This is a genomic window from Streptomyces sp. NPDC037271 (assembly GCF_055603605.1).
In genome coordinates this window covers 311,927-333,879 of record NZ_JBVJVN010000005.1, presented here as the reverse complement: position 1 = coordinate 333,879, position 21,953 = coordinate 311,927, and the positions used below count along the sequence as shown (strand labels likewise).

Annotated in this window: 15 protein-coding genes; 11 read left to right on the top strand and 4 right to left on the bottom strand. The window is 71.2% G+C overall.

Annotated elements, in window-relative coordinates; translation table 11 throughout:
• Positions 1 to 144 precede the first annotated feature (144 nt).
• Entirely contained in the window at positions 145 to 1,692 is a 1,548-nt protein-coding gene (locus ACZ7G3_RS13115) for an MFS transporter (RefSeq protein ID WP_426597856.1), read from the bottom strand.
• A gap of 187 nt (positions 1,693 to 1,879) precedes the next feature.
• Between ACZ7G3_RS13115 and ACZ7G3_RS13110 the strand changes: the two genes are divergently transcribed.
• The 3 genes from ACZ7G3_RS13110 to ACZ7G3_RS13100 all read left to right on the top strand — a co-directional run bounded on the left by ACZ7G3_RS13110 (position 1,880) and on the right by ACZ7G3_RS13100 (position 3,984).
• Positions 1,880 to 2,500 carry a TetR/AcrR family transcriptional regulator gene (locus ACZ7G3_RS13110; RefSeq protein WP_470925345.1) on the top strand — a complete coding sequence of 207 codons (621 nt, stop codon included), beginning with the start codon at positions 1,880 to 1,882 and terminating at the stop codon, positions 2,498 to 2,500.
• An 81-nt stretch (positions 2,501 to 2,581) separates the two neighbouring features.
• Positions 2,582 to 3,283 carry a ribonuclease HII gene (locus ACZ7G3_RS13105; RefSeq protein WP_426597858.1) on the top strand — a complete coding sequence of 234 codons (702 nt, stop codon included), beginning with the start codon at positions 2,582 to 2,584 and terminating at the stop codon, positions 3,281 to 3,283.
• 68 nt (positions 3,284 to 3,351) lie between these two features.
• Positions 3,352 to 3,984 carry a hypothetical protein gene (locus ACZ7G3_RS13100; protein WP_426597859.1) on the top strand — a complete coding sequence of 211 codons (633 nt, stop codon included), beginning with the start codon at positions 3,352 to 3,354 and terminating at the stop codon, positions 3,982 to 3,984.
• Between the two features lie 181 nt (positions 3,985 to 4,165).
• Here the strand turns inward: ACZ7G3_RS13100 and ACZ7G3_RS13095 are convergent, their stop codons facing one another.
• Both ACZ7G3_RS13095 and ACZ7G3_RS13090 read right to left on the bottom strand, forming a co-directional pair.
• Positions 4,166 to 4,780, bottom strand: coding sequence for a hypothetical protein (locus ACZ7G3_RS13095; RefSeq protein WP_426597860.1), 615 nt, complete (start codon positions 4,778 to 4,780; stop codon positions 4,166 to 4,168).
• Between the two features lie 280 nt (positions 4,781 to 5,060).
• Entirely contained in the window at positions 5,061 to 7,226 is a 2,166-nt protein-coding gene (locus ACZ7G3_RS13090; protein WP_470925343.1) for a RecQ family ATP-dependent DNA helicase, read from the bottom strand.
• A 176-nt stretch (positions 7,227 to 7,402) separates the two neighbouring features.
• Here ACZ7G3_RS13090 and ACZ7G3_RS13085 point away from each other — a divergent pair, with 176 nt between their 5' ends.
• From ACZ7G3_RS13085 to ACZ7G3_RS13055, 7 genes are all read left to right on the top strand, one after another.
• Positions 7,403 to 8,974, top strand: a complete 1,572-nt coding sequence (locus ACZ7G3_RS13085; RefSeq protein WP_470925342.1) for a DUF4192 domain-containing protein — start codon at positions 7,403 to 7,405, stop codon at positions 8,972 to 8,974.
• Between the two features lie 680 nt (positions 8,975 to 9,654).
• Positions 9,655 to 11,574 (top strand): glycogen debranching N-terminal domain-containing protein, encoded by a 1,920-nt coding sequence (locus ACZ7G3_RS13080; protein ID WP_470925340.1) that lies wholly within the window; start codon positions 9,655 to 9,657, stop codon positions 11,572 to 11,574.
• Positions 11,575 to 11,705: 131 nt separating this feature from the next.
• Positions 11,706 to 12,464, top strand: a complete 759-nt coding sequence (locus ACZ7G3_RS13075; RefSeq protein WP_426521820.1) for an NUDIX hydrolase — start codon at positions 11,706 to 11,708, stop codon at positions 12,462 to 12,464.
• A 123-nt stretch (positions 12,465 to 12,587) separates the two neighbouring features.
• The gene (locus tag ACZ7G3_RS13070; protein WP_470925338.1) at positions 12,588 to 14,825 is read left to right on the top strand and encodes an ABC transporter ATP-binding protein; all 2,238 of its coding nucleotides are present in this window, start codon (positions 12,588 to 12,590) and stop codon (positions 14,823 to 14,825) included.
• Between the two features lie 161 nt (positions 14,826 to 14,986).
• Positions 14,987 to 15,874: a sporulation transcriptional regulator WhiH gene (gene whiH / locus ACZ7G3_RS13065; protein WP_426597866.1), complete on the top strand. Its 888-nt coding sequence runs from the start codon at positions 14,987 to 14,989 to the stop codon at positions 15,872 to 15,874.
• A 426-nt stretch (positions 15,875 to 16,300) separates the two neighbouring features.
• Complete coding sequence (locus tag ACZ7G3_RS13060) at positions 16,301 to 17,833, top strand: RNA polymerase sigma factor (protein WP_470925336.1); 1,533 nt, start codon at positions 16,301 to 16,303, stop codon at positions 17,831 to 17,833.
• A 135-nt stretch (positions 17,834 to 17,968) separates the two neighbouring features.
• A complete protein-coding gene (locus tag ACZ7G3_RS13055; RefSeq protein WP_470925334.1) occupies positions 17,969 to 18,811 on the top strand; it encodes a S1 family peptidase in 843 nt (280 codons plus the stop codon).
• A 126-nt stretch (positions 18,812 to 18,937) separates the two neighbouring features.
• Here ACZ7G3_RS13055 and ACZ7G3_RS13050 read toward each other — a convergent pair whose 3' ends face one another.
• Positions 18,938 to 19,168: a DUF7455 domain-containing protein gene (locus tag ACZ7G3_RS13050; RefSeq protein ID WP_031035360.1), complete on the bottom strand. Its 231-nt coding sequence runs from the start codon at positions 19,166 to 19,168 to the stop codon at positions 18,938 to 18,940.
• Positions 19,169 to 19,608: 440 nt separating this feature from the next.
• Between ACZ7G3_RS13050 and ACZ7G3_RS13045 the strand changes: the two genes are divergently transcribed.
• The gene (locus ACZ7G3_RS13045; protein ID WP_426597869.1) at positions 19,609 to 21,732 is read left to right on the top strand and encodes a DNA gyrase/topoisomerase IV subunit B; all 2,124 of its coding nucleotides are present in this window, start codon (positions 19,609 to 19,611) and stop codon (positions 21,730 to 21,732) included.
• The last annotated feature ends 221 nt before the right edge of the window (positions 21,733 to 21,953 follow it).

Genomic DNA, 21,953 nt, shown 5'->3' with positions numbered 1-21,953 from the left:
CCGCTGGTGTCGGTCGTCGCGCGGCTGTTCTTCGTCCTGCTTTCCCGGCCCGGCACCCTGTCGACCGGGAGCCGACGGCGCGGGTACCGGCGAGCGCCCATGACGCCCGCCGGTGGACACCGCCCGGCCCGGAGTACCGCGCGGTCAGCCCATTCCCGGCCCGGCCGAGCCGGACAGCGCCTCCAGGTCGCTCTTGCGTACCCGGATCACCAGCCATGCCGTGGCCAGGGCGAGTACGGCCATCGCGGCAGCCGGCATGAAGGCCGCCGATATACCCTGCGCCAGCACTTCGTGTCCCCAGGGCGCCGGCAGCTGGTGCGTCTGGGCGAATTCCGCCTTCTGCTCTGCCGAGCCGTTGGTGAGGAAGTCCGCCCCCTGCTTCTCCGCCTCCTCCTTGGTGGCCGTACCGAACATCGTCGTCAGGATGGCGAGGCCGATCGAGCCGCCCACCTGCTGCATCGCGTTGAGCAGGCCGGACGCCGCGCCCGCCTCGTGCTGGGCGACCCCGGAAACGGCGGTCAGCGTCAGCGTCACGAAGTTCAGTCCCATGCCGAACCCGAAGATCAGCATCGGCCCGAGGACGCCGCCGACGTAGGTGCTGTCGGAGCTGATGAGGGCCTGCCAGCCGAGCCCGATCGCGGCGAGCGCCGAGCCCACGAGCATGAACGGCTTAGGGCCGAACACCGGCAGGAACCGCTGCGACAGGCCCGCGCCGAGCGCGATCACGACCGTGACCGGCAGGAAGGCCAGACCAGCCTGGATGGGGGTGTAACCCAGCACGTTCTGGACGAACAGCACGATGTAGAAGAACATGCCGAACATCGCCGCGGCCAGGCTCAGCATGATCACGTAGGTGCCGGAGCGATTGCGGTCGGCGAACATCCGCAGCGGGGTGATCGGCTCCTTGGCCCGCGACTCGATGAACACGAAGGAGAGCAGCAGGACCACCGCGGCCGCGAAAGAACCGATGGTCAGGCCGTCCCGCCAGCCCTCGTCCGCGGCGCGGATGAAGCCATAGACGAGGGACGCCATACCCGCTGTCGAGGTCACCGCCCCGGCGATGTCGAAGCGTCCGGAGTGCCGCTCGGACTCGCTGATGTACAGCGGGGTGAGCACGGCGATCAGTACGCCGATCGGCACGTTGACGAAGAGCACCCAGCGCCAGTCGAGCCACTCGGTGAGCATGCCGCCCGCCAGCAGGCCTATGGCGCCGCCGCCTGCGGAGACGGCGGCGAAGACACCGAAGGCCCGGTTGCGTTCCGGCCCTTCGGGGAAGGTGGTGGTAATGAGGGCGAGCGACGTGGGCGACGCGATCGCGCCTCCCACACCTTGCAGGACGCGCGCCGCCAGGAGCTGCCAGGGCTCCTGGGCGAAGCCGCCGAGCAGCGAGGCGAAGGTGAACAGCAGGATGCCGGTCATGAAGACCCGGCGACGGCCGAGGATGTCACCGGCACGGCCACCGAGCAGCAGCAGACCGCCGAAGGTGAGTGTGTAGGCGCTGACGACCCAGGTGAGGTCGGTGGTGCTGAAGCTGAGTGCCTCTTGAATGTGCGGGAGGGCGATGTTCACAATCGTCGCGTCGAGTACCACCATGAGTTGGCAGGCCGCGATGACGGTGAGCGCGATGCCGGGACGCCCCTCCCGGCGGGCCGCTCCCGGCTTCTGGTCTCGGATCAGGGAAGAGGTTGCCACTATGTGTCCCCCACGAATGACTTAGTGAACGACCGCGTTCACTGTTGCTTCAACGTTAGTGACTCCCGGACAGTGAACGCAAGCGTTCACTTGATGTGCTGTCGTGCGGCCCGTCCCCCGTTGTGGCCGTGCGCCGCCTTCCCTCTCCCCGAACGTCTGATTTCCCCGCACCCTGGAGACCTTCGACATGGTTGCTTCGCACTGGGCGGCCGCCTCCGCCCGGACGCCCTCCCGCCGGCGTGGGGCGGTCCTCGAACGCGCCATCCTCGACGCCGCGCTGGAACAGCTCGGCACCGTCGGCTGGAACGGCCTGACGATGGAGGGCGTGGCCGCCGGAGCCCAGACCGGCAAGGCGGCGGTCTACCGCCGCTGGCCGTCCAAGGAGGACCTCGTCGCGGACGCGCTGCGGTCCGGGCTGCCGCGCTTCGACGCGGTGCCCGACTTCGGGAGTGTGCGCGAGGATCTCCTGGTGCTGTGCCGGAGGGCCCGCGACGCGATGTACTCCCGCCCTGGATTCGCGTTGCGATCAGTGCTTCACGAATGCGACAGCGTGCAGGCGGAACGCTTCCATGCGGTGATCGTCGCAGGGGTGATCGAGCCGACCCTCACGATGCTCCGCGAGGTCGTCAACCGTGGAATAGAGCGGGGAGAGGTCCGGCGGGAAGCGTCCAACGGATACGTCTTCGACGCCATCCCGGCGATGATGATGTACCGGTCAAAGGTTTGTGGAAGTGAATGGACGGACCGCGAGATTGAGGAGATGATCGACCAGCTGATGGTTCCGCTGCTGCGGCCGGACGCTGTCTGATCCCGGGCTTCGCGGGCCCGGGTCCCGTTTGGGGAGCCGGGGTGTCGCCGGAGGTTCGGGGCGGCGTAGGCTAAGGACGCCATGCCGTACGAACCACCTACTCACACCGTCGAGCGCTCTCTCCGCGCTACGACCGGAGCAAAGATCATTGCCGGTGTCGATGAGGTGGGGCGCGGTGCGTGGGCCGGTCCGGTGACCGTCTGCGCCGCGATCACCGGACTGCGTCGGCCCCCGGCCGGCCTCACCGACTCCAAGCTGCTCACCATCAAGCGACGCACCGAACTCGCCGTGGAACTGCAGACCTGGGTGACGTCCTACGCGCTGGGGCACGCCTCTCCGGAGGAGATCGACGCCCTGGGAATGACCGCGGCGCTGCGACTGGCGGCGGTCCGTGCCCTGGAGGCCCTGCCGATCCGCCCCGATGCCGTCATCCTCGACGGCAAGCACGACTATCTCGGGGCGCCTTGGAAGGTCCGCACGGTGATCAAGGGCGACCAGTCCTGCGTGGCCGTCGCGGCTGCTTCCGTGCTCGCCAAGGTCCAGCGCGACAAAATGATGGCCGAACTGGGTATCGACCATGCAGACTTCGGTTTTGCGGACAACGCCGGGTATCCGTCGCCCGTGCACAAGTCCGCGCTGGAGGAGCGGGGGCCCACCCCGCACCACCGGTTGTCGTGGGCGTATCTTGATGCGCTGCCCCAGTGGCGGCACCTCAAGAAGGTCCGAAGCGGGGTGGACGGAAGCGTTCCGGAAATCGAGGGTCAGCTCGGATTCGATTTCTGAAAGTTTCGCTCGCAGGCATGTGCCACCCGCCGACGCGAGCCGCACCAACGTTTGATAAAAATCAGCTCATGCCTCTCAGTCCCGAGGAGCCTCAGATTCACGAGAAGGCCCAGGGTCCCCGCGCCACTCCGGCCAGCGGCCGCACCGCGTCGACCCCCCGCCCCGTACCCGGCCCCCGTCCCGCGGCACCGCCGCGCCCCGGCCGTCCCGGCCCCGCGCGGCCGGCGCCTCCGACGCAACGCGCGTCGCGCGACGCCACCGCGGCCAAACCCGGCCCGTCCGGCCCGGCTGCTCCGGCAGCCACCCCGGCTGCCCCGCAGATCCAGCTGGTCCCGGCCTCTCCCGAAGGCGCGCTCGACGCCGCCGAAGAGGCTGTGGACCTTCTGCTGGACTCAGGTCGCACCCCCGGTGACGTGCTGGTGATCACCACCGGCGAACCACACCCGTGGGCCGCCCACGAACTGTCCTTCGGCGATGCCGCCTACTGGGCGCAGCACGACGCGGGCGACGACGTCTTCTACGCGGACGCCGCCGTCGCGGACCGTGCCACGTCGCGGGCCGTGGTCGTGGTCGTGATCAACGGAGGCCCCGAAGCCGCCGCTGTCACCGCCCTGTCCGTGGCCCACTCCCGGGCCGGTGCCCTGCTGATCGTCTGCGGTGACCCGCAGCGGATCAACTCGGTGCTGGGCGCGGGCGTCTGAGTCCGTACCGTCGCGTGCGGGGGCGCCGGTGTGACGCATGGGCCGCCGGACCGGCCCCCGCACAGGGTGCCCTCGCGTGCCGGCGCGATGGGCGTCCGCCGGGCGGCGTACAAGCGTAGCCAGGTGTTTCCTCTGCCTGGACGTCGCGGCGCGGTGCCGGAGCACCCCGTGTCCGTGCTGCTCAGCGAGCGGCCGCCCGGCGCAGCACGTCCGATGGAACACCGCCGGTCCGCGGTGACGGGGGAGGTGTCTCCGACGTGGCGAACGGCTCCGGCGTGGACGCCGTGTTCGGCCGGCGCCCGCCGCGGCCCTCGCCGAGGACCTGCCAGCCGTCACGGGTCAGCGTGATGTACGCGCCGCAGCGCAGCCCGTGCAACGTGCACGCGTCCCGCAGTCCCCACATCCACGCGCCGTCCTCTTCGGTCCAACGCGCGTCGCCCTCGCGGCAGTAGAGCAGTACGGCGGTGCGCACCGGAGTGCGGCGGCGCAGGTCGTGCGGGATCACCCGGCGCAACTGGGAGAGCAGCGCGTTGCGGAACATCCATCCGTCGGCCGGGGTCCGGTGGCTGGTGAACGAGGCGCTCGCACGCAGTCGTTCGTCCGGATCGAGTACGGCCACGACCGCGGTCGCCGGCTTGGGGCGGTGCCGCGAGTGCAGCCCGCTGACGACCTCCCGCGGATTCCGCAGCAGCGGAATTCCGGCAGCTGCCCACTCCGCCGGTTCGAGCATGCGAGTGGCGGAAGCGGCGGACGACGACAACGACGCCGCCGAGGACGGAGCGAATCCGAAGGTCACGTTCCTCCCTTCGGCTACGCGCCCGCACTGCGGGCGGGGGTCGGATGTGAGGGAGCCCGCACCGCAGTGAAGCCCTGCCGGATGACGGACGAGCCGTGCGGGGAGCGGACTTCAATTCTTCCTGTCGAACTTGGATGCGGCAACGAGCAATTGGGACCGACGGTCGTTATCGGATGATGTGCGTCCTATATCCCTACCCAGAGCGCCGCCGGGGGACGCACGGAACGCGCCACCCGGGGTCGCGCGGAACTCCGGTCCCGCCTGCGCCCGCGGCGGGCGATCACCCCTGCACGGCCAGGACCATGGGCAACACTGCCTGGGCGCCGGCGCGGCGGAGCAGCCGGGCCGCCACCGCGAGGGTCCAGCCGGTCTCGGTGTAGTCGTCCACGAGCAGGACCGGGCCTTCGAGGCCGGCGAGCGCGGCGGCGAGGGCGGGCGGCACCGTCAGCGCGCCGTCGAGTGCCTTGAGCCGCTGCGCGCTGTTGCTGCGCGACGCTCTGGCAGCCGCACCCGTGTACTCGACCGAACCGAGCAGTGGCAGCCGACCGACCTCGGCGATGCGGGATCCGAGGGAGTGGACCAGTTGCGGCCGGGTGCGCGAGGCGACGGTCACCACTCCGACGGGACGTGGCCGGCCGTCGACCGCCCCCGAGGCCCAGCCGCCGGGTCCCTTCGCCCAGTCGGACAGTACTGTCACGACGGCCTTCGCGACATCGTCGGGCACCGGGCCGTCGGGCGTCTGGGCCGAGAGCATCGGTCGCAGCCGGTTGCCCCAGCCGATGTCGGACAGACGGCCCAACGCCCGGCCCGGCCCGGCCTGTTCCCCGGCCGGGATGCGCCCCTTCAGATCGACGCCGATCGCGGGGAGCCCGGTCGGCCACATGCGGCGCGGCTCCACCTCGACGCCGGCCCGGCCGAGGTCGACCCGCGCGGCGTCGAGAGCGTCGGTGGAGGTGTCCGCGGTGAAGCGCGGACCCGCGCAGTTGTCGCAGTGGCCGCAGGGTTTGGCCCCCTCGTCGTCCAGTTGGCGTTGCAGGAACTCCATCCGGCAGTCCGTCGTCGAGGCGTAGTCGCGCATCGCCTGCTGTTCGGCTCTCCGCTGCCGCGCCACCCAGTCGTAACGCTCCGCGTCGTACGTCCACGGTCGCCCGGTCGCGATCCAGCCGCCCTTGACCCGCTTGACCGCTCCGTCCACGTCGAGGACCTTGAGCATGGTCTCCAGGCGGGAACGGCGCAGCTCCACCAGGGGCTCCAGAGCGGGCAGCGACAAGGGGCGTTCCGCGTGGGCGAGAATGTCGAGCGTGCGGCGCACCAGGTCCTCCGACGGGAAGGCCAGCGAAGCGAAGTACTCCCAGATCGCTTCGTCCTCCTTCCCCGGCAGCAGGAGCACCTCCGCGTGCTCGACACCACGCCCGGCCCGGCCGACCTGCTGGTAGTACGCGATGGGGGAGGAAGGCGAGCCCAGGTGCACCACGAAACCCAGGTCGGGCTTGTCGAATCCCATGCCCAGCGCCGAAGTGGCGACCAGTGCCTTGACCCGGTTGGCGAGCAGGTCGTCCTCGGCCTGCTGCCGGTCGGCGTTCTCGGTCTTGCCGGTGTAGGAGGCGACGGTGTGGCCGCGCTGCCGCAGGAAGGCGGTGACCTCCTCGGCGGCGGCCACGGTGAGCGTGTAGATGATTCCGGATCCCGGCAGCTCGTCGAGGTGGTCGGCGAGCCAGGCCATCCGGTGCGCGGCGTCGGACAGCCGCAGCACGGCCAGGCTGAGGCTCTCCCGGTCCAGCGGCCCGCGCAGCACCAGCGCGTCCGACGTGCCGCCGGTGCCGAGTTGCTCCGCCACGTCGGCGGTCACGCGTGCGTTGGCGGTGGCGGTGGTAGCCAGGACGGGCACGCCGGCCGGGAGGTCGGTGAGCATGGTGCGCAGCCGCCGGTAGTCCGGGCGGAAGTCGTGGCCCCAGTCGGAGATGCAGTGGGCCTCGTCGACCACGAGCAGACCGGTCGCGGCGGAGAGCTTGGGCAGCACCTGATCGCGGAAGTCCGGATTGTTGAGCCGCTCGGGACTCACCAGCAGTACGTCGACCTCGCCCGCGGCGATCTCGTCCTGGACGGCGTCCCACTCCTCGGTGTTGGAGGAGTTGATGGTCCGGGCGCGGATGCCGGCCCGGGCCGCGGCCTCCACCTGGTTGCGCATCAGCGCGAGCAGCGGGGAGACGATCACCGTGGGCCCGGCACCGCGGTCACGCAGCAGCGCGGTCGCCACGAAGTAGACCGCGGACTTGCCCCACCCCGTCCGCTGGACGACCAGGGCCCGGCGCCGGTCGGCGACCAGCGCCTCGATCGCCCGCCACTGGTCCTCCCGCAGCCGGGCGGCGCCGGAGGCGTCCCCGACGAGGCGGGCGAGGACCGTGTCGGCCGCTGTCCGGAGATCCGCGTTGCTCGTGTGCTCCATGCGTTCCATACAACAGGACAGGACTGACAGCCGGGCGATGGGGCGTGCGGGGCGGGCGCGGCCGTCGGGCGGAGCGAGGTGGACGCGGCCGTCGCGGGGAACGCGTATGACGTGTCCCTGATTGCAGTTATCCACAGGGCAAAGCGGAACTTCCTGATCCGCGAGATCGTCGGCCCATGACGAACCACAGCGAAACGACCGGGTCCTCCGGGAACGGCGACGCCTCGAAGCCCGTGAAGCCGGGCCGTGCCGCCCGCACCCCGTACGACGGCCCCGGCGACGAGCACCAGGTCACTCTGCGTACCCCCGCCGAACTGGCCGACGCCCTGCCGTACCTCCTCGGATACCGCCCCGAGGACAGCATCGTCCTGGTCGCCCTGCGCGACAGGGACGGGCGGGGCCGTTTCGGCGGCCGGGCCCGGCTCGGCATTCCGGCGGACGTGGACGACTGGGCGGGCGCGGCCGGACAACTGGTCCACGGCCTGGTGACCGGCAGCGAGCGACGAGGAGTGCGGCCCGAGCAGATGGTCGCCTACCTCTGTCAGGAACCGGCGCGGGGTGAGACCGGCCGAGAGGTGATGGAGCGACTGCGGCCGCTGGCCCAGCGGCTGCGCGTCGCATGCGGCACCCTCGACGTACCCGTGGTCGAGGCGCTGTGCATCTCGGCCGGGCGCTTCTGGTCGTACTGCTGCGACGACGCCGTCTGCTGCCCGGCCGAGGGGACCCCCATGGGACTGCCGGGCACGTCCGTGCTGGCCGCGGCGGCCACCTACGCCGGTATCCAGGTGCGTGGCTCACTGAGCGAGCTGCGGGCAAGGCTGCTCCCCCGGGAGGGCGCCGCGGCACTCGAACAGGAGGCGGCACTGGACGCGGCCGCCATGGTGCTGGTCTCCCGGATTTTCGACGACACCGGCCGTTCGCACGTGGCCGAGGAGACGCTGGACCTGGCGCAGCGGGTCATGCGACGCCTCGCCGAGGCACCGCCCGTCTCCGGCGTTCCGGCCGAGGATCTGCGCGACGACCAACTGCTCGGTCATGACGAGACGGCGGCGCTGATCCTCGGCCTCCAGGACCGCACGACACGTGACCGCGCGGCTGAGTGGATGGAGGGTGACGAGGCGGGCCCCGCGCTGCGCCTGTGGCGGGCCTTGGCCCGCCGCTGCGTCGGACCGTACGGCGAACACGCGGCCGCGCCCCTCACCCTCGCGGGATGGGTCGCCTGGTCCACCGGCGACGAACTGGAGGCCCGAGAGGCTCTGGCCATGGCACTCGGCGCAGATCCGGACTATCTCTTCGCCCGGCTCCTGCACCAGGCGTGCAACGAGGGCCTCGATCCCGAGTCGGTCCGCCGCTGTCTGCGTGCGGAGCGTGGGGGCCGTGCGGGCCAGGGAGGCGGCGTATCGGGTGGTGAAGAGCAGGCCCGCGGGTCCTCGGACAGCGAGCTGACCGAGGCCTCGTCCGCTCCGCAGACGCACGGTGGCCGTCGGCGCCGCACGCGCTCCGTCGCCCCGGTCGGCGGAATCCGTCGCCGTGCGAGGACGCAGGCTCGTGAGCCGGGCGCGGAAAGCGGGCGTCCCCGCATGTCGGTGGGCGGCGACCGCAGGGGCAGCGCGCGGACTGGCCGTACGCGGTCGCGCCCCTCGGGAGCGGGAGCGGGGGCGGGGGCCACGGGCCGGAAGGACGCGTGCGCGGAGGGGGCGGGCAGGGGAGAACCAGGCACCGAAGGGGGCGGCGAGCGACACCGATGAGACGGTCGGGTGCGTCAGGTCGATGGCGCTGCGCCGGGCAGGAGGCAGGCTCCGGTCAGTGAGGGAAGACGGCAAGCCGCGACGCGGTGGCCGACTGGGTGCCATGTCGACCAGGAATCCTCCTGCTGTCCTGCTGTCTTCCTGTCCTGCTGTTTTGCCTTGCCCCGCTGTCGCCCTCCGGTCGTGGCCGTTCAGCACGTACCGGCGTTCCAGGTGGGAGACGGCTCGCGGCTCACGCCCCCGCCGCCCGGGCGACCACCTCGGGCGTGACCCGGGGGACACCCCCTCCGTTCACCTGAGTGGCGTAACGCGCGGACCGTCCGGGACGCCGCGTCGCACCGCACCTGTCAGGCCGAACCATCACATACGGCGCCGTTCCCCCTGAGGCGCAGAGAGAACTGAGAGGGAGCCTTCCCGTGCACGAGCCGACTCCACCGTCCGCCGCCACGGACAGCGTTGCCGCCGGCCGAAGGGCGACGCTGCCGTCCTTCGCCGCGTCCATGGCGCCTGTCAGCGAACGCGGCTCGGGGCAGGGCAGGAACCTTGGCCCGCCGATGGTCCGACCCCGGTCGGCGCCGCCCCTCCCCCCGACACGGTCGAGTGCGGAGCCGGTCGCTCCTCGGAGCGCGCCGCCTGCGATGCCGCACAGGGCCGGGGACCTGCCGCCCATCCACCGAACCATGATCGGAGTGGCCCTCCCCGCTCTCGTGGTCTCCACGGAACAGGGGCAGCTGACCGGCCTCGGCTTGGAAGGCTTCTACCGTGCCGGTCGGCGCCTGCTCTCCCGGTGCCGTCTTCGCGTGGCCGGGCGGGAGCCGGTTCCGTCGCAGGCCCGGATGACAGGCGCCGACCGCGCCCTCTTCGTGGGAACGCTGCGGACGACGTCCGCGCCGGGGCCGGACCCGGACGTCGTGGTCGAGCGGACCCGGGACGCCGATGGAACGGAGCGGATAACGCTGCGCAGTTGGGCACACCGCCCGCTGCGGCTGCCGGTAGAGGTGGCCCTCGGTACGGACTTGGCGGACCTGGGATCGATCGCCGCGGGCAGTGCGGGCCCCGACCTGCCGGCCAGCGTCCACGCTTCCGGTCTGCGGTGGTCCTGTGCCGCGGGCAGTGTGTCGGTCACAGCAGTCCCGCCGCCCGCCGACGCGCTGGCCGCCGCGGGACTGCTGCGGTGGGAGTTCGTACTGCCTCCGGGCGGCAGCACGAGCGTCGAGCTGCGCGTACGACCGGACGGTGCGGGCCCGCTCCGGGCGGTGGGCCGCACGGCGGCCGACCCGCTGGCCTCCGCACACGCCACCGGTGACGACCCGGCAGTCACGGCCCTCCTGCGGACCAGCATCGAGGATCTCCGAGCCCTGATGCTGCGCGATCCCGCGCACCCCGCCGACGTCCATCTCGCGGCCGGCGTCCCCTGGCGCTGCGGCCCGGCCCCCGCCGAGGCACTCGCCGCCGCCCGGATGGCGCTTCCCCTCGGCACCCGGCTGGCCGCGGGTACGCTGCGCGCCCTCGCCCGCACCCAGCATCGCGGCCCCGGCCCGCGGGCCGGCATGATTCCCGGACCCAGACGTGACGCCGGCCCGCACCTGCCACCGGGCTGCACCGGCACCGAGGCGACCCTCCTCTTCCCCGTGCTCCTCGCGGAGGCCCGCCGCTGGGGGCTCGGCGAGCACGAGACGCAGGAGCTGATGCCGGCGGCCGAGCGCTGTCTGAACTGGCTGCGCACCACCGCCGGGGACGGCACGTACGTACCCGATCCGCACCTCGACGGCCCCGTCCGCTGCGAAACCCAGGCCCACGCCCACCGCGCCGCCCTGCTCGGGGCCGAACTGCTCGACGCATTCGGCAGACCGGGCGGTGACGGACTGCGGCAGTGGGCCCGGAGGCTGCGGACGGCGTTCCGGCGGGATTTCTGGATCGACAACCCGGCGGGCGGACGGCCGGCGGCGGCCCGGGCCCCGGACGGACGCCTCGTGCCGCACCTGAGCGCGGCCGCGGCTCACCTCCTCGACACCGGACTGCTCGGCGGGGGCATCGTGGCCCCGGGCCTGCTCGACGCGGTGCAGACCGGCCAACTCGCCCGCCTGCTGGGCAACCCGGCCATGGACTCGGGCTGGGGTCTGCGCGGACTGGCCTCGAAGGAAACGGGATACAACCCCTTCGGGCACCGCGCGGGGGCAGTGCGCGTCCAGGAGACGGCGGTTGCGGTGGCGGGTCTGGCCACCGCCGGTCACGAGAAGGAGGCGGGCTCACTGCTGCGCGGCCTACTGGCCGCGGCGGGCACCTTCGGCCACCGCCTGCCGGAGATGTACGCGGGGGAGCAGCACACCGGTGCGAGCGCTCCCCTGCCGCATCCTGCGGCCTGCCGTCCCGCCGCCACCGCTGCCGCCGCCGGGGTGCTGCTGCTGACGACGCTCGTCGGCATTCGTCCCGACGCCCCGGCCAGGACCGTCACCCTGCGCCCCGTACGCAGCGCACCGCTGGGGGAGCTCGGGCTGACGGGGCTGCGGGTCGCCGGCGCACCTTTCTCCGTGCGGGTCGGCCGGCTCGGCCTGGCCATGGTCGAAGAGGCCGCCGACGAACTGCAGCTAGGAGCCTGACCTGGAATGACGTGGCCTCGCACGGGGACCGGGAGCGAGCGGTGAGATGCACGCCGGAGCGAAGTGGGACAGCCACCGCAGCGGACGGCGAAGGGAGTGTTTATCGTCAGGCAGACGACTATGATCGCCGCATGCCCTACGACCCGTCAGCCTTTCCGCCCTTCGCCGTCACCGTGGACCTGGTCGTGCTGACCGTGCGCCGCCACTCCCTGTGCGCGCTGGCGGTGCGCAGGGGCGAGCCGCCGTTCCAGGGCCGCTGGGCTCTGCCCGGTGGTTTCGTACGGGCCGACGAGGATCTGGCGCAGGCGGCGGCGCGGGAGCTGGCAGAGGAGACGGGCCTGTGCGTCCACGACCCCGTCGCACCCACCCAGGACAACGGTGCCCACCTGGAGCAGCTCGCGACGTACGGCGACCCCGAGCGGGACCCCCGGATGCGCGTGGTCAGTGTCGCCCACCTCGCGCTCGCTCCCGACCTGCCCGCGCCACGGGCGGGCGGTGACGCCAGCAACGCGCGCTGGGCGCCGGTCGAGGAACTGCTGGAACAGGCTGGTCACGGCCGTGACAGCGAGCCTGTGGCGCCGCTCGCCTTCGACCACGCCCAGATCCTGGCGGACGGGGTGGAGCGAGCTCGCTCCAAGATCGAGTACTCGTCGCTGGCCACCGCGTTCTGCCCGCCCGAGTTCACCGTCGGTGAATTGCGTCGCGTCTACGAGGCGGTGTGGAGCGTGGCACTCGACCCGCGCAACTTTCACCGCAAGGTGACGGGCACCCCGGGCTTCCTCGTCCCTACCGGCGGCACGACCACGCGCCAGGGCGGGCGTCCCGCCCAGCTCTTCCGGGCCGGCGGCGCGACTCTCCTCAACCCCCCGATGCTGCGCCCCGAGGTGTGACGGCGAGCCCGGCCGGGTCCTGGGAGCGAACGGCGGACAAGAGATCGAAGAGACCTGTCACCCCGTGTCCGGCCCGCCGTGCGATGTCCGAAAAAACGGATATGACACGCTATCTTGCTACGGGTGATCCAGGCCTTCGGACTTACCAGCAACCCCCGCAAGGAGCTTCCCCCCGCCGTCGACGACGTCTCGTTCGAGGCACGCGCGGGCCACGTCACCGCGCTGCTCGGTGCATCGGGCGCCGGCAAGACGACGGCACTCAGACTCATGCTCGAACTGGAGCACGGCCGTGGTCTCGCCTACTTCAGAGGCCGTCCCCTGCACCGCATCGCCCACCCCTCGCGTGAGGTCGGCGTACTGCTGGGAGATGTGCCGGGGCATCCGGCCCGCACGGTCCGCGGCCATCTCCGCATGCTGTGCGCGGCGGCCGGCGTTCCCGTCCGGCGGGCCGACGAAGTCCTGGAGTCGGTCGGCCTCGTGAGCCTGCGGGACGAACGCCTCGGCACGCTCTCCCGCGGCATGGACCGACGCCTCGGAATGGCCTGCGCACTGATCCCGGACCCGCACACCCTGGTACTCGACGACCCCGCCGGCGCGCTCTGCGCGCGCGAGGCCCGCTGGCTCCACGGCGCGCTGCGCGCCCACGCCGGTCAGGGCGGCACCGTCCTGTTCAGTACGGCCGATCCCAAGGAGGCGGCGCGTACCGCCGACCACGTCGTCACGCTGGAACGGGGCAGAGTCGTCGCCGACCAGGAGGCGGCGGACTTCGCCCGTACCCGGCTGCGCCCCCGCGTCGCCGTCCGCAGCCCGCACGCCGCCCGGCTCGCTGCCCTTCTGGTCAAAGAGGCACGCACGGCCCGCCGTTCCGTCGAGGTCGTACGCGAGGGCGGCAACCGCCTCGCGGTGTACGGCAGTACGTGCGCCGACGTCGGCGAGACCGTGTTCCGTCACGGAATCCTGGTACACCAACTCGCCGACGAAGTCGGCGATATGGGACCGGGTGCGGGCGCGGCGCCTGCGGGCCGGCAGCCGGGTACCGAGATCGACGGGGCGCCGGAAACCGGAGACCGGGCCGCCCCCCGCCCGGCCGTCACACGCCCACGCCGACCGTCCGCCACCGCGCCCCACCCGGCCCCTGCCGAACCACAGCACCCGTCCGCCACCGTTCTCGGCACGTTCGGCCCGCACCGGCCTCCCGCCGGTGACGGCGGCCCGGAGCCCGGTGGCCCACGCCCGGCCACACCGACCGACTCCCCCCAGCGGCCGACGGACACGGCCCCGCGTGTCCCCGGGGAGGAGCACTCGCTCGCTGACGCCTCTCGGCCTTCGGCCGGCACGCCCGCACCGTCCGGGGCGGAGCCGTCCCCTGTCGCTGGCACCCCTCACTCCTCCCCCGGAACCCGGCCGGTGGCCACGAATCCCCGGCAGCTCGACCGCGATCCGCCGCCGATGACCGGCCTTCAGCCCCTCGGCCGGGCCGGACAGGCGTCCCCCGTCACGGGCGGAGGCACCGATGCGGCCGTCGCCGCCGCCACAAGCCGCACCCGGGAGGCGGTGTCCCCGCTTCCACCGCCCGTCTCCGTCCGCTCCGCCCCCAGTCCCCTGCGCCCACTCCGCTATGAACTCCGCCGTGCGGCCGGCATCAGCACCGGGTTCGTCACCGGTGCCGTCGTCCTCGTCGTATCCGCTGTCATCGCTGTGGTCCTGGCACGTGTGGGTCACACCCCGCAGCCGCGGCTCCTGGCCGCGTGGCCGCGGGAGCTGCCGCTGCCGCCCGCGGCGCTCGGCGCGGGGCTGCTCGGTGCGCTGGCCTTCGGCGACGAGTTCCGCCACCCCGCCCTGGCGGCGGACCGCGGCACCGTGCCCCGCCGGATGGGGCTGCTGACCGCCAAACTCGTCGTCTCCGCGGCCACCGCGGTGGTGCTGGCCGTCCTGACGGTGGGCTGCGACACCGAAGTGCTCCGTCTGTTCTACGGACAGGAGCTCGCCCGGGTTCCCGCCGACTGGCCCGCACTCAGCGCGGGTTGGCTCGGGCTCGTCGTCGGATGCGCCTGGTCCGGTGTGCTCGCCGCGGGCGTCTTCCGGTCCACCACGGCCGGGCTCGCCGCGGTGGTCGCCGTTCCCGTGCTCGTCGTACCGCTCGTACAAAAGGTCTGGGACGGCCCGTCCGTGCGGACCGCCGCCGGTCTCCCGATGCGGGTGCGCGAGGCCCTTCTGACGCAGTGGCCGTTCGGCGGTGAGCGGTATCTGGCCGATGTGCTGAGCATGATCGTCCAACCCGTGGGCAGCGCACTGACGTTGTCGCTGACCACTCTGCTCTGCGCATACCTGCTCGTGACCCTGCGCAGCAGGGCCCGATGACGTCGGCCGCGCCCTTCCGGTCCGACCGTGCGCGCAACTCCCCGGGGAAAGCCCATTTCTTTCCGATAAGGCGTCAATTGCGACGGGGTGAGCGATCACCCTTTCGTGTGCTTTTCACCAAAGACCTCAAGGGAGTTGAGAACGGCGCCGACAAAGGATGCGTGAGTACCCTTGCGCACACCATGATGACCGCCGCCCGCTCCGCCGACTCCGGCCTCGCGAACCCGGGCGAACTCGACCGCTACCCCTACGCCGAGGCGCCCCCCGTCGACCGCGTCGGAGTGCCCGCCTGGGAAGGGGTGGAGCCTGAGCTGGGCCGCGTGGGCCGGCGCACCGCGGGCAGCCGTGGCCGTGGACTGCACGGGCAACTCGTCCAGCAGCTGGGCCAGATGATCGTTTCGGGGGACCTGGGCGCCGACCGCCCGCTGGTGCCCGAGGAGATCGGCCAGCGCTTCGAGGTGTCCCGAACCGTCGTCCGTGAGTCTCTCCGCGTCCTGGAGGCCAAGGGCCTGGTCAGCGCCCGTCCGAACGTCGGCACGCGCGTGCGCCCCGTCAGTGACTGGAATCTCCTCGACCCGGACATCATCGAATGGCGCGCCTTCGGGCCACAGCGCGACGACCAGCGCCGCGAGCTCAATGAGCTGCGCTGGACGATCGAGCCGCTCGCCGCCCGCCTCGCCGCCGGGCACGGGCGCGAGGACGTCCAGCAGCGTCTGTCGGACATGGTCGGGATCATGGGTCACGCCCTGGGGCAGGGTGACGCGCTCACCTTCTCGCGTGCCGACGCCGAGTTCCACACGCTGCTCATCCAGATCGCGGGCAACCGGATGCTGGACCACCTCTCCGGGATCGTCTCCGCCGCCCTGCACGTCTCCGGCGGCCCGGTCACGGGCTGTGACCGGCCGAACGACGTCTCGCTGACGCAGCACGGCAGGATCGTCGACGCCCTCGCCGCGGGGGACGGCGCGGCGGCCGAGGCGGCCATGCGGCAACTTCTGACCGTTCACCCCGAGGTGGAACGCGTGGTGCCCGCCCCGCGCGAGCACTGACCGCGTTCCGCCGCAACGGCGCGGGCCGGGCACGCCAGATCCCTCCTATGGCTGTGGCCGGCCGGTTCGCCGCCACCGCGGGCCCCGCGGAACCCCTCGTGGTTCCGCGGGGTCCGAAGGTGCGATGTGGCCTGGACCTCCCGGCGTGGCCGAGTTGGACTCGTCGGTGACCTTGTTTGGCCGTATCTGACCTGTTTTGAACGCTTACGGGGTGTGACTCGGGCCACGCGGATTGGGCGTAACGCTCGTGGGAACAACGCGATGACCTAAGAGGTGACAGCCGCGGAGGGAATACGGACGCCGTTCACGGCGCTGTGCATCTCCCCGGCTCGCCCGCGCCGTCGACTCACTCCTAAGCCGACGGTCGGCTCCTGTCCGCCATGGACGGGGCCGGAAGCCGTTTTCCAACGTTCCGAGAGGTTGTTCGTGTCGGCCAGCACATCCCGTACGCTCCCGCCGGAGATCGCCGAGTCCGTCTCTGTCATGGCGCTCATTGAGCGGGGAAAGGCTGAGGGGCAGATCGCCGGCGACGACGTGCGTCGGGCCTTCGAAGCTGACCAGATCCCGGCCACTCAGTGGAAGAACGTACTGCGCAGCCTCAATCAGATCCTCGAGGAAGAGGGTGTGACGCTGATGGTCAGTGCCGCAGAGCCCAAGCGCACCCGTAAGAGCGTCGCAGCGAAGAGTCCCGCCAAGCGCACCGCCACCAAGGCGGTCACGGCGAAGACGGTGACCAGCAGGAAGGCCACCGCCCCCGCCACCCCGGCGGCGCCCGCCACCGACCCCGCCGTCGAGGACGAGGCGCCCGCCAAGAAGGCGGCGGCCAAGAAGACCACCGCCAAGAAGGCGGCGGTGAAGAAGACGACCGCCAAGAAGGCGGCTGCGAAGAAGACGACCGCCAAGAAGGAAGACGGCGAGCTTCTCGAGGACGAGGCGATCGAGGAGCCGAAGGCCGCGACGGAGGAGCCCGAGGGCACCGAGAACGCGGGCTTCGTGCTGTCCGACGACGACGAGGACGACGCCCCGGCCCAGCAGGTCGCCGCGGCCGGCGCCACCGCCGACCCGGTCAAGGACTACCTCAAGCAGATCGGCAAGGTCCCCCTGCTCAACGCCGAGCAGGAGGTCGAACTCGCCAAGCGCATCGAGGCGGGTCTGTTCGCCGAGGACAAGCTTGCGAACTCCGACAAGCTCGCCCCCAAGCTCAAGCGCGAGCTGGAGATCATCGCCGAGGACGGCCGCCGCGCCAAGAACCACCTCCTGGAGGCCAACCTCCGCCTGGTGGTCTCCCTGGCCAAGCGCTACACCGGCCGCGGCATGCTCTTCCTGGACCTCATCCAGGAGGGCAACCTCGGTCTGATCCGCGCGGTGGAGAAGTTCGACTACACCAAGGGCTACAAGTTCTCCACGTACGCCACCTGGTGGATCCGTCAGGCGATCACCCGCGCCATGGCCGACCAGGCCCGCACCATCCGTATCCCGGTGCACATGGTCGAGGTCATCAACAAGCTCGCGCGCGTGCAGCGCCAGATGCTCCAGGACCTGGGCCGCGAGCCCACTCCGGAGGAGCTGGCCAAGGAGCTCGACATGACCCCGGAGAAGGTCATCGAGGTCCAGAAGTACGGCCGCGAGCCCATCTCGCTGCACACCCCGCTGGGCGAGGACGGCGACAGCGAGTTCGGTGACCTCATCGAGGACTCCGAAGCGGTCGTCCCGGCCGACGCGGTCAGCTTCACGCTCCTGCAGGAGCAGCTGCACTCCGTCCTCGACACCCTGTCCGAGCGCGAGGCGGGCGTCGTCTCCATGCGTTTCGGTCTCACCGACGGTCAGCCGAAGACCCTCGACGAGATCGGCAAGGTGTACGGGGTCACGCGGGAGCGCATCCGTCAGATCGAGTCGAAGACGATGTCGAAGCTGCGTCACCCGTCGCGCTCCCAGGTGCTGCGCGACTACCTCGACTAGATCGCGGTCGTACGAGCGACAGGGCCCGGTTCCACCAGGTGGGGAACCGGGCCTTCGCGCTGGGCAGCGGGTGCGCGGCACGGCGGGCTGGATCACTCTGGGTGTTCCATCACAATCTCGGAGTGAGGAGCCCGCATGCGTCGCCTCTTTGCCCGGGCGCTGGTCCGGCCGCTGGTCCTGGCGGCTGCGGCGACCGCGATACCGCTGGTGTCCGCCGCCCCCGCGTCCGCCGACAGCATCGTCGTCGGAGGTTTTCCGGTCGAAGCGTCCGACAGCCCGTGGACCGTCGCCCTGTCCAGCCGTGACCGGTTCGGAGGTACTCGGGCCGGACAGTTCTGCGGGGGAGTGGCCGTCGGCCGTACCACCGTGCTCACGGCGGCCCACTGCCTGGGTGAGGAGGTGCTCGGGTCGCCGCCCGAGCGGGTACGCGATCTGAGGGTCATCGCCGGTCGTACGGACCTGCTCTCGGACCAGGGCCGCGAGGTTCCGGTCCGCGACGTCTGGGTGAACCCGGCGCACGACGACGTCACCAATGCCGGTGACTTCGCGGTGCTCACCCTCTCCGAAGCCCTTCCCGCCGGCTCGGTCATAGGGATGGCGGCCGCGGGCGACCCCGCGTACGGATCCGGGACGGGTGCGCTCGTCTACGGGTGGGGGGACGCCTCGGGTACCGGGGACTACGCGAACAGCCTGCGGGCGGCACGCGTGCGGGTGCTCCCCGACGCACGCTGTGAGCGGGCGTATCCGGGAAGCGACGACGGGCGGTATCACGCCGACACGATGCTCTGTGCCGGCGAGGATGCCGGTGGCCGCGATGCCTGCCAGGGCGACAGCGGGGGGCCGCTGGTCGCGCAGGGCAGACTCATCGGCCTCGTGTCCTGGGGGAGCGGCTGCGGGCGCCCGGGCAGTCCCGGGGTGTACACGCGCGTCTCCGCGGTTCTGCGGACGCTGGGATGGGACGACGATGCCGCGCGGTGACGTGAGGGCGCCTGGCGGCCGCTGAGGGCCTTCCGGGCACGAGCACGGGCGGCCGCCTCCTGGCTGGGGAGGCGGCCGCCCGTTCATCGGCCTGTGCCGGGCTGGCTCGTCGTCGGGCGCGAAGCGTCAGCGCTCTTCCTCGGCGGAAGATTCCGGAACGGCCGTCAGCCGCTCCGTCTCGTCCTGTATCTCAGCGGCGATCTTCTTGAGTTCCGGCTCGAACTTGCGCCCGTGGTGAGCGCAGAAGAGCAGTTCTCCGCCGCTCAGCAAGACGACGCGCAGGTATGCCTGGGCGCCGCAGCGGTCGCAGCGATCAGCGGCCGTCAGCGGGCTTGCGGAAGTCAGAACAGTAGTCACGTCGCCTCTTCTCTAGCTCGACGAGCTGTCGTACCAGGGTCAACATCCAACCAGCCCCAAAACGTTCCCGCTCGTGGCTTTTCCTCGAAAAAAATTTCCGAGGGGCAGGCTGTTGCCGGTTGGCGGCGAATGTGCCGTATTGCGTGTCTCTGTGTCGTACGGGTTCGCGCAGTCGGTCAGTGTCAGTCCCGCCGGCTGGGTTGCCGGTTTGTTCATGAGGACGTGCCCGGAGCCTAAATGGTTCATGCGTCGAAGGGAACGTGATGTGTACTTCACCCCTTCGAGGGATCGAACAGGCATGCGACGCTGGACTAGGGTGAACCCTCGACGAGGGTGGCGTTACAACGGCTCTACCAGGCCTCGGTACCCTCTGACCGGTGAACTGAGCCGCGCCCTTACCCAGCGGGGCCCCATCTGAAATTCAGCGAGGAGCGAACCGCGTGACCGCCGAGACATCCGTGCCGTCCACTGCGCTGCTGGCAGGAGCAGACCGGGACGGATCCAACTACACCGCGCGGCACCTGCTCGTCCTCGAAGGGCTCGAGGCCGTGCGGAAGCGTCCGGGCATGTACATCGGATCGACCGACAGCCGTGGCCTGATGCACTGCCTGTGGGAGATCATCGACAACTCCGTCGACGAAGCCCTCGGCGGTTACTGCGACCACATCGAGGTGATCCTCCACGACGACGCGTCGGTGGAGGTCAGGGACAACGGCCGGGGCATCCCGGTCGACGTCGAGCCCAAGACCGGCCTGTCCGGTGTCGAGGTCGTCATGACCAAGCTGCACGCCGGCGGCAAGTTCGGAGGCGGCTCGTACGCCGCCTCCGGCGGTCTGCACGGCGTCGGCGCCTCCGTGGTGAACGCCCTGTCCGCCCGGCTGGACATCGAGGTGGACCGCAACGGGCACACCAACGCCATCAGCTTCCGGCGTGGCGTTCCGGGCGCCTTCACGGGGAGGGGGCCGGACGCGAAGTTCGAGGCCGCGAGCGGGCTGCGCAAGGCCAGGAAGATCCCCAAGAGCCGTACCGGCACGCGCGTGCGGTACTGGGCCGACCGGCAGATCTTCCTCAAGGACGCCAAGCTCTCCCTGGAGAACCTGCACCAGCGGGCCCGCCAGACCGCGTTCCTGGTGCCCGGACTGACCATCGTCGTCCGCGACGAGTACGGTCTCGGTGACGGCGGCAGCAAGGGCGAGGAGTCCTTCCGTTTCGACGGCGGCATCAGCGAGTTCTGCGAGTTCCTGGCCAGTGACAGGCCTGTCTGTGACGTGCTGCGCTTCAGCGGACAGGGCAGCTTCAAGGAGACGGTCCCCGTCCTGGACGAGCACGGCCAGATGACGCCCACCGAGGTCACCCGCGAACTCGGCGTCGACGTCGCGATGCGCTGGGGCACCGGGTACGACACCACCCTCAGGTCGTTCGTCAACATCATCGCCACGCCCAAGGGCGGCACCCACGTCGCGGGCTTCGAACAAGCGGTGGCCAAGACCATGAACGAGGTGCTGCGCACCAAGAAGCTGCTGCGCGTCGCCGAGGACGACATCGTCAAGGACGACGCCCTGGAGGGTCTGACGGCGGTCGTGACGGTCCGCCTCGCCGAGCCGCAGTTCGAGGGCCAGACCAAGGAGGTCCTCGGCACCTCGGCGGCCCGCCGCATCGTGAACAACGTCATCACCAAGGAACTCAAGGCGTTCCTGACCTCCACGAAGCGCGACGCGGCCCAGCAGGCCCGGGTGGTCATGGAGAAGGCCGTCGCCGCGGCCCGCACCCGCATCGCCGCCCGTCAGCACAAGGACGCCCAGCGCCGCAAGACGGCCCTGGAATCCTCCTCGCTGCCCGCCAAGCTCGCCGACTGCCGCAGCGACGACGTCGACCGCAGCGAGCTGTTCATCGTCGAGGGCGACTCCGCGCTGGGTACGGCGAAGCTCGCCCGGAACTCCGAGTTCCAGGCGCTGCTGCCGATCCGCGGCAAGATCCTCAACGTTCAGAAGTCGTCCGTGACCGACATGCTGAAGAACGCCGAGTGCGGCGCGATCATCCAGGTCATAGGAGCCGGGTCCGGCCGTACCTTCGACATCGACGCGGCCCGCTACGGCAAGATCATCATGATGACCGACGCCGATGTGGACGGCTCCCACATCCGTACTCTGCTCCTGACCCTGTTCCACCGCTACATGCGGCCCATGGTGGAGGCGGGCCGGGTCTTCGCCGCGGTGCCGCCGCTGCACCGCATCGAGCTGGTCCAGCCGAAGAAGGGCCAGGACAAGTACGTCTACACATACTCGGACCGGGAGCTGCGGGACACACTCATGGAGTTCCAGAGCAAGAACATCCGGTACAAGGACTCCATCCAGCGGTACAAGGGCCTGGGCGAGATGGACGCCGACCAGCTGGCGGAGACGACCATGGACCCGCGGCGCCGCACCCTGCGCCGGATCAACCTCACCGACCTGGACTCCGCCGAGCAGGTCTTCGACCTGCTGATGGGGAACGACGTCGCGCCCCGCAAGGAGTTCATCTCCAGCTCGGCGGCGACGCTGGACCGTTCGCGCATCGACGCGTAACCGCCTATAACCGCGCGTAACCGTTGAGCCTGGCCCGGCGGCGATCGAGTTGCCGGGCCCGGCAAGGTGGCTGGGTCCGGCGACTGCCTGGGAAGGCCACTGCCCGAAGGCTGCCCGGCCGGCCGCACAAGCGGCTCCTCCGCCTCTGGCCGGCGCTCGCACCGTAGGGAGTCGGAGGGCGGGACCCTGAACCCTGACGCCTGACTCCCTGCGAAAGAGTG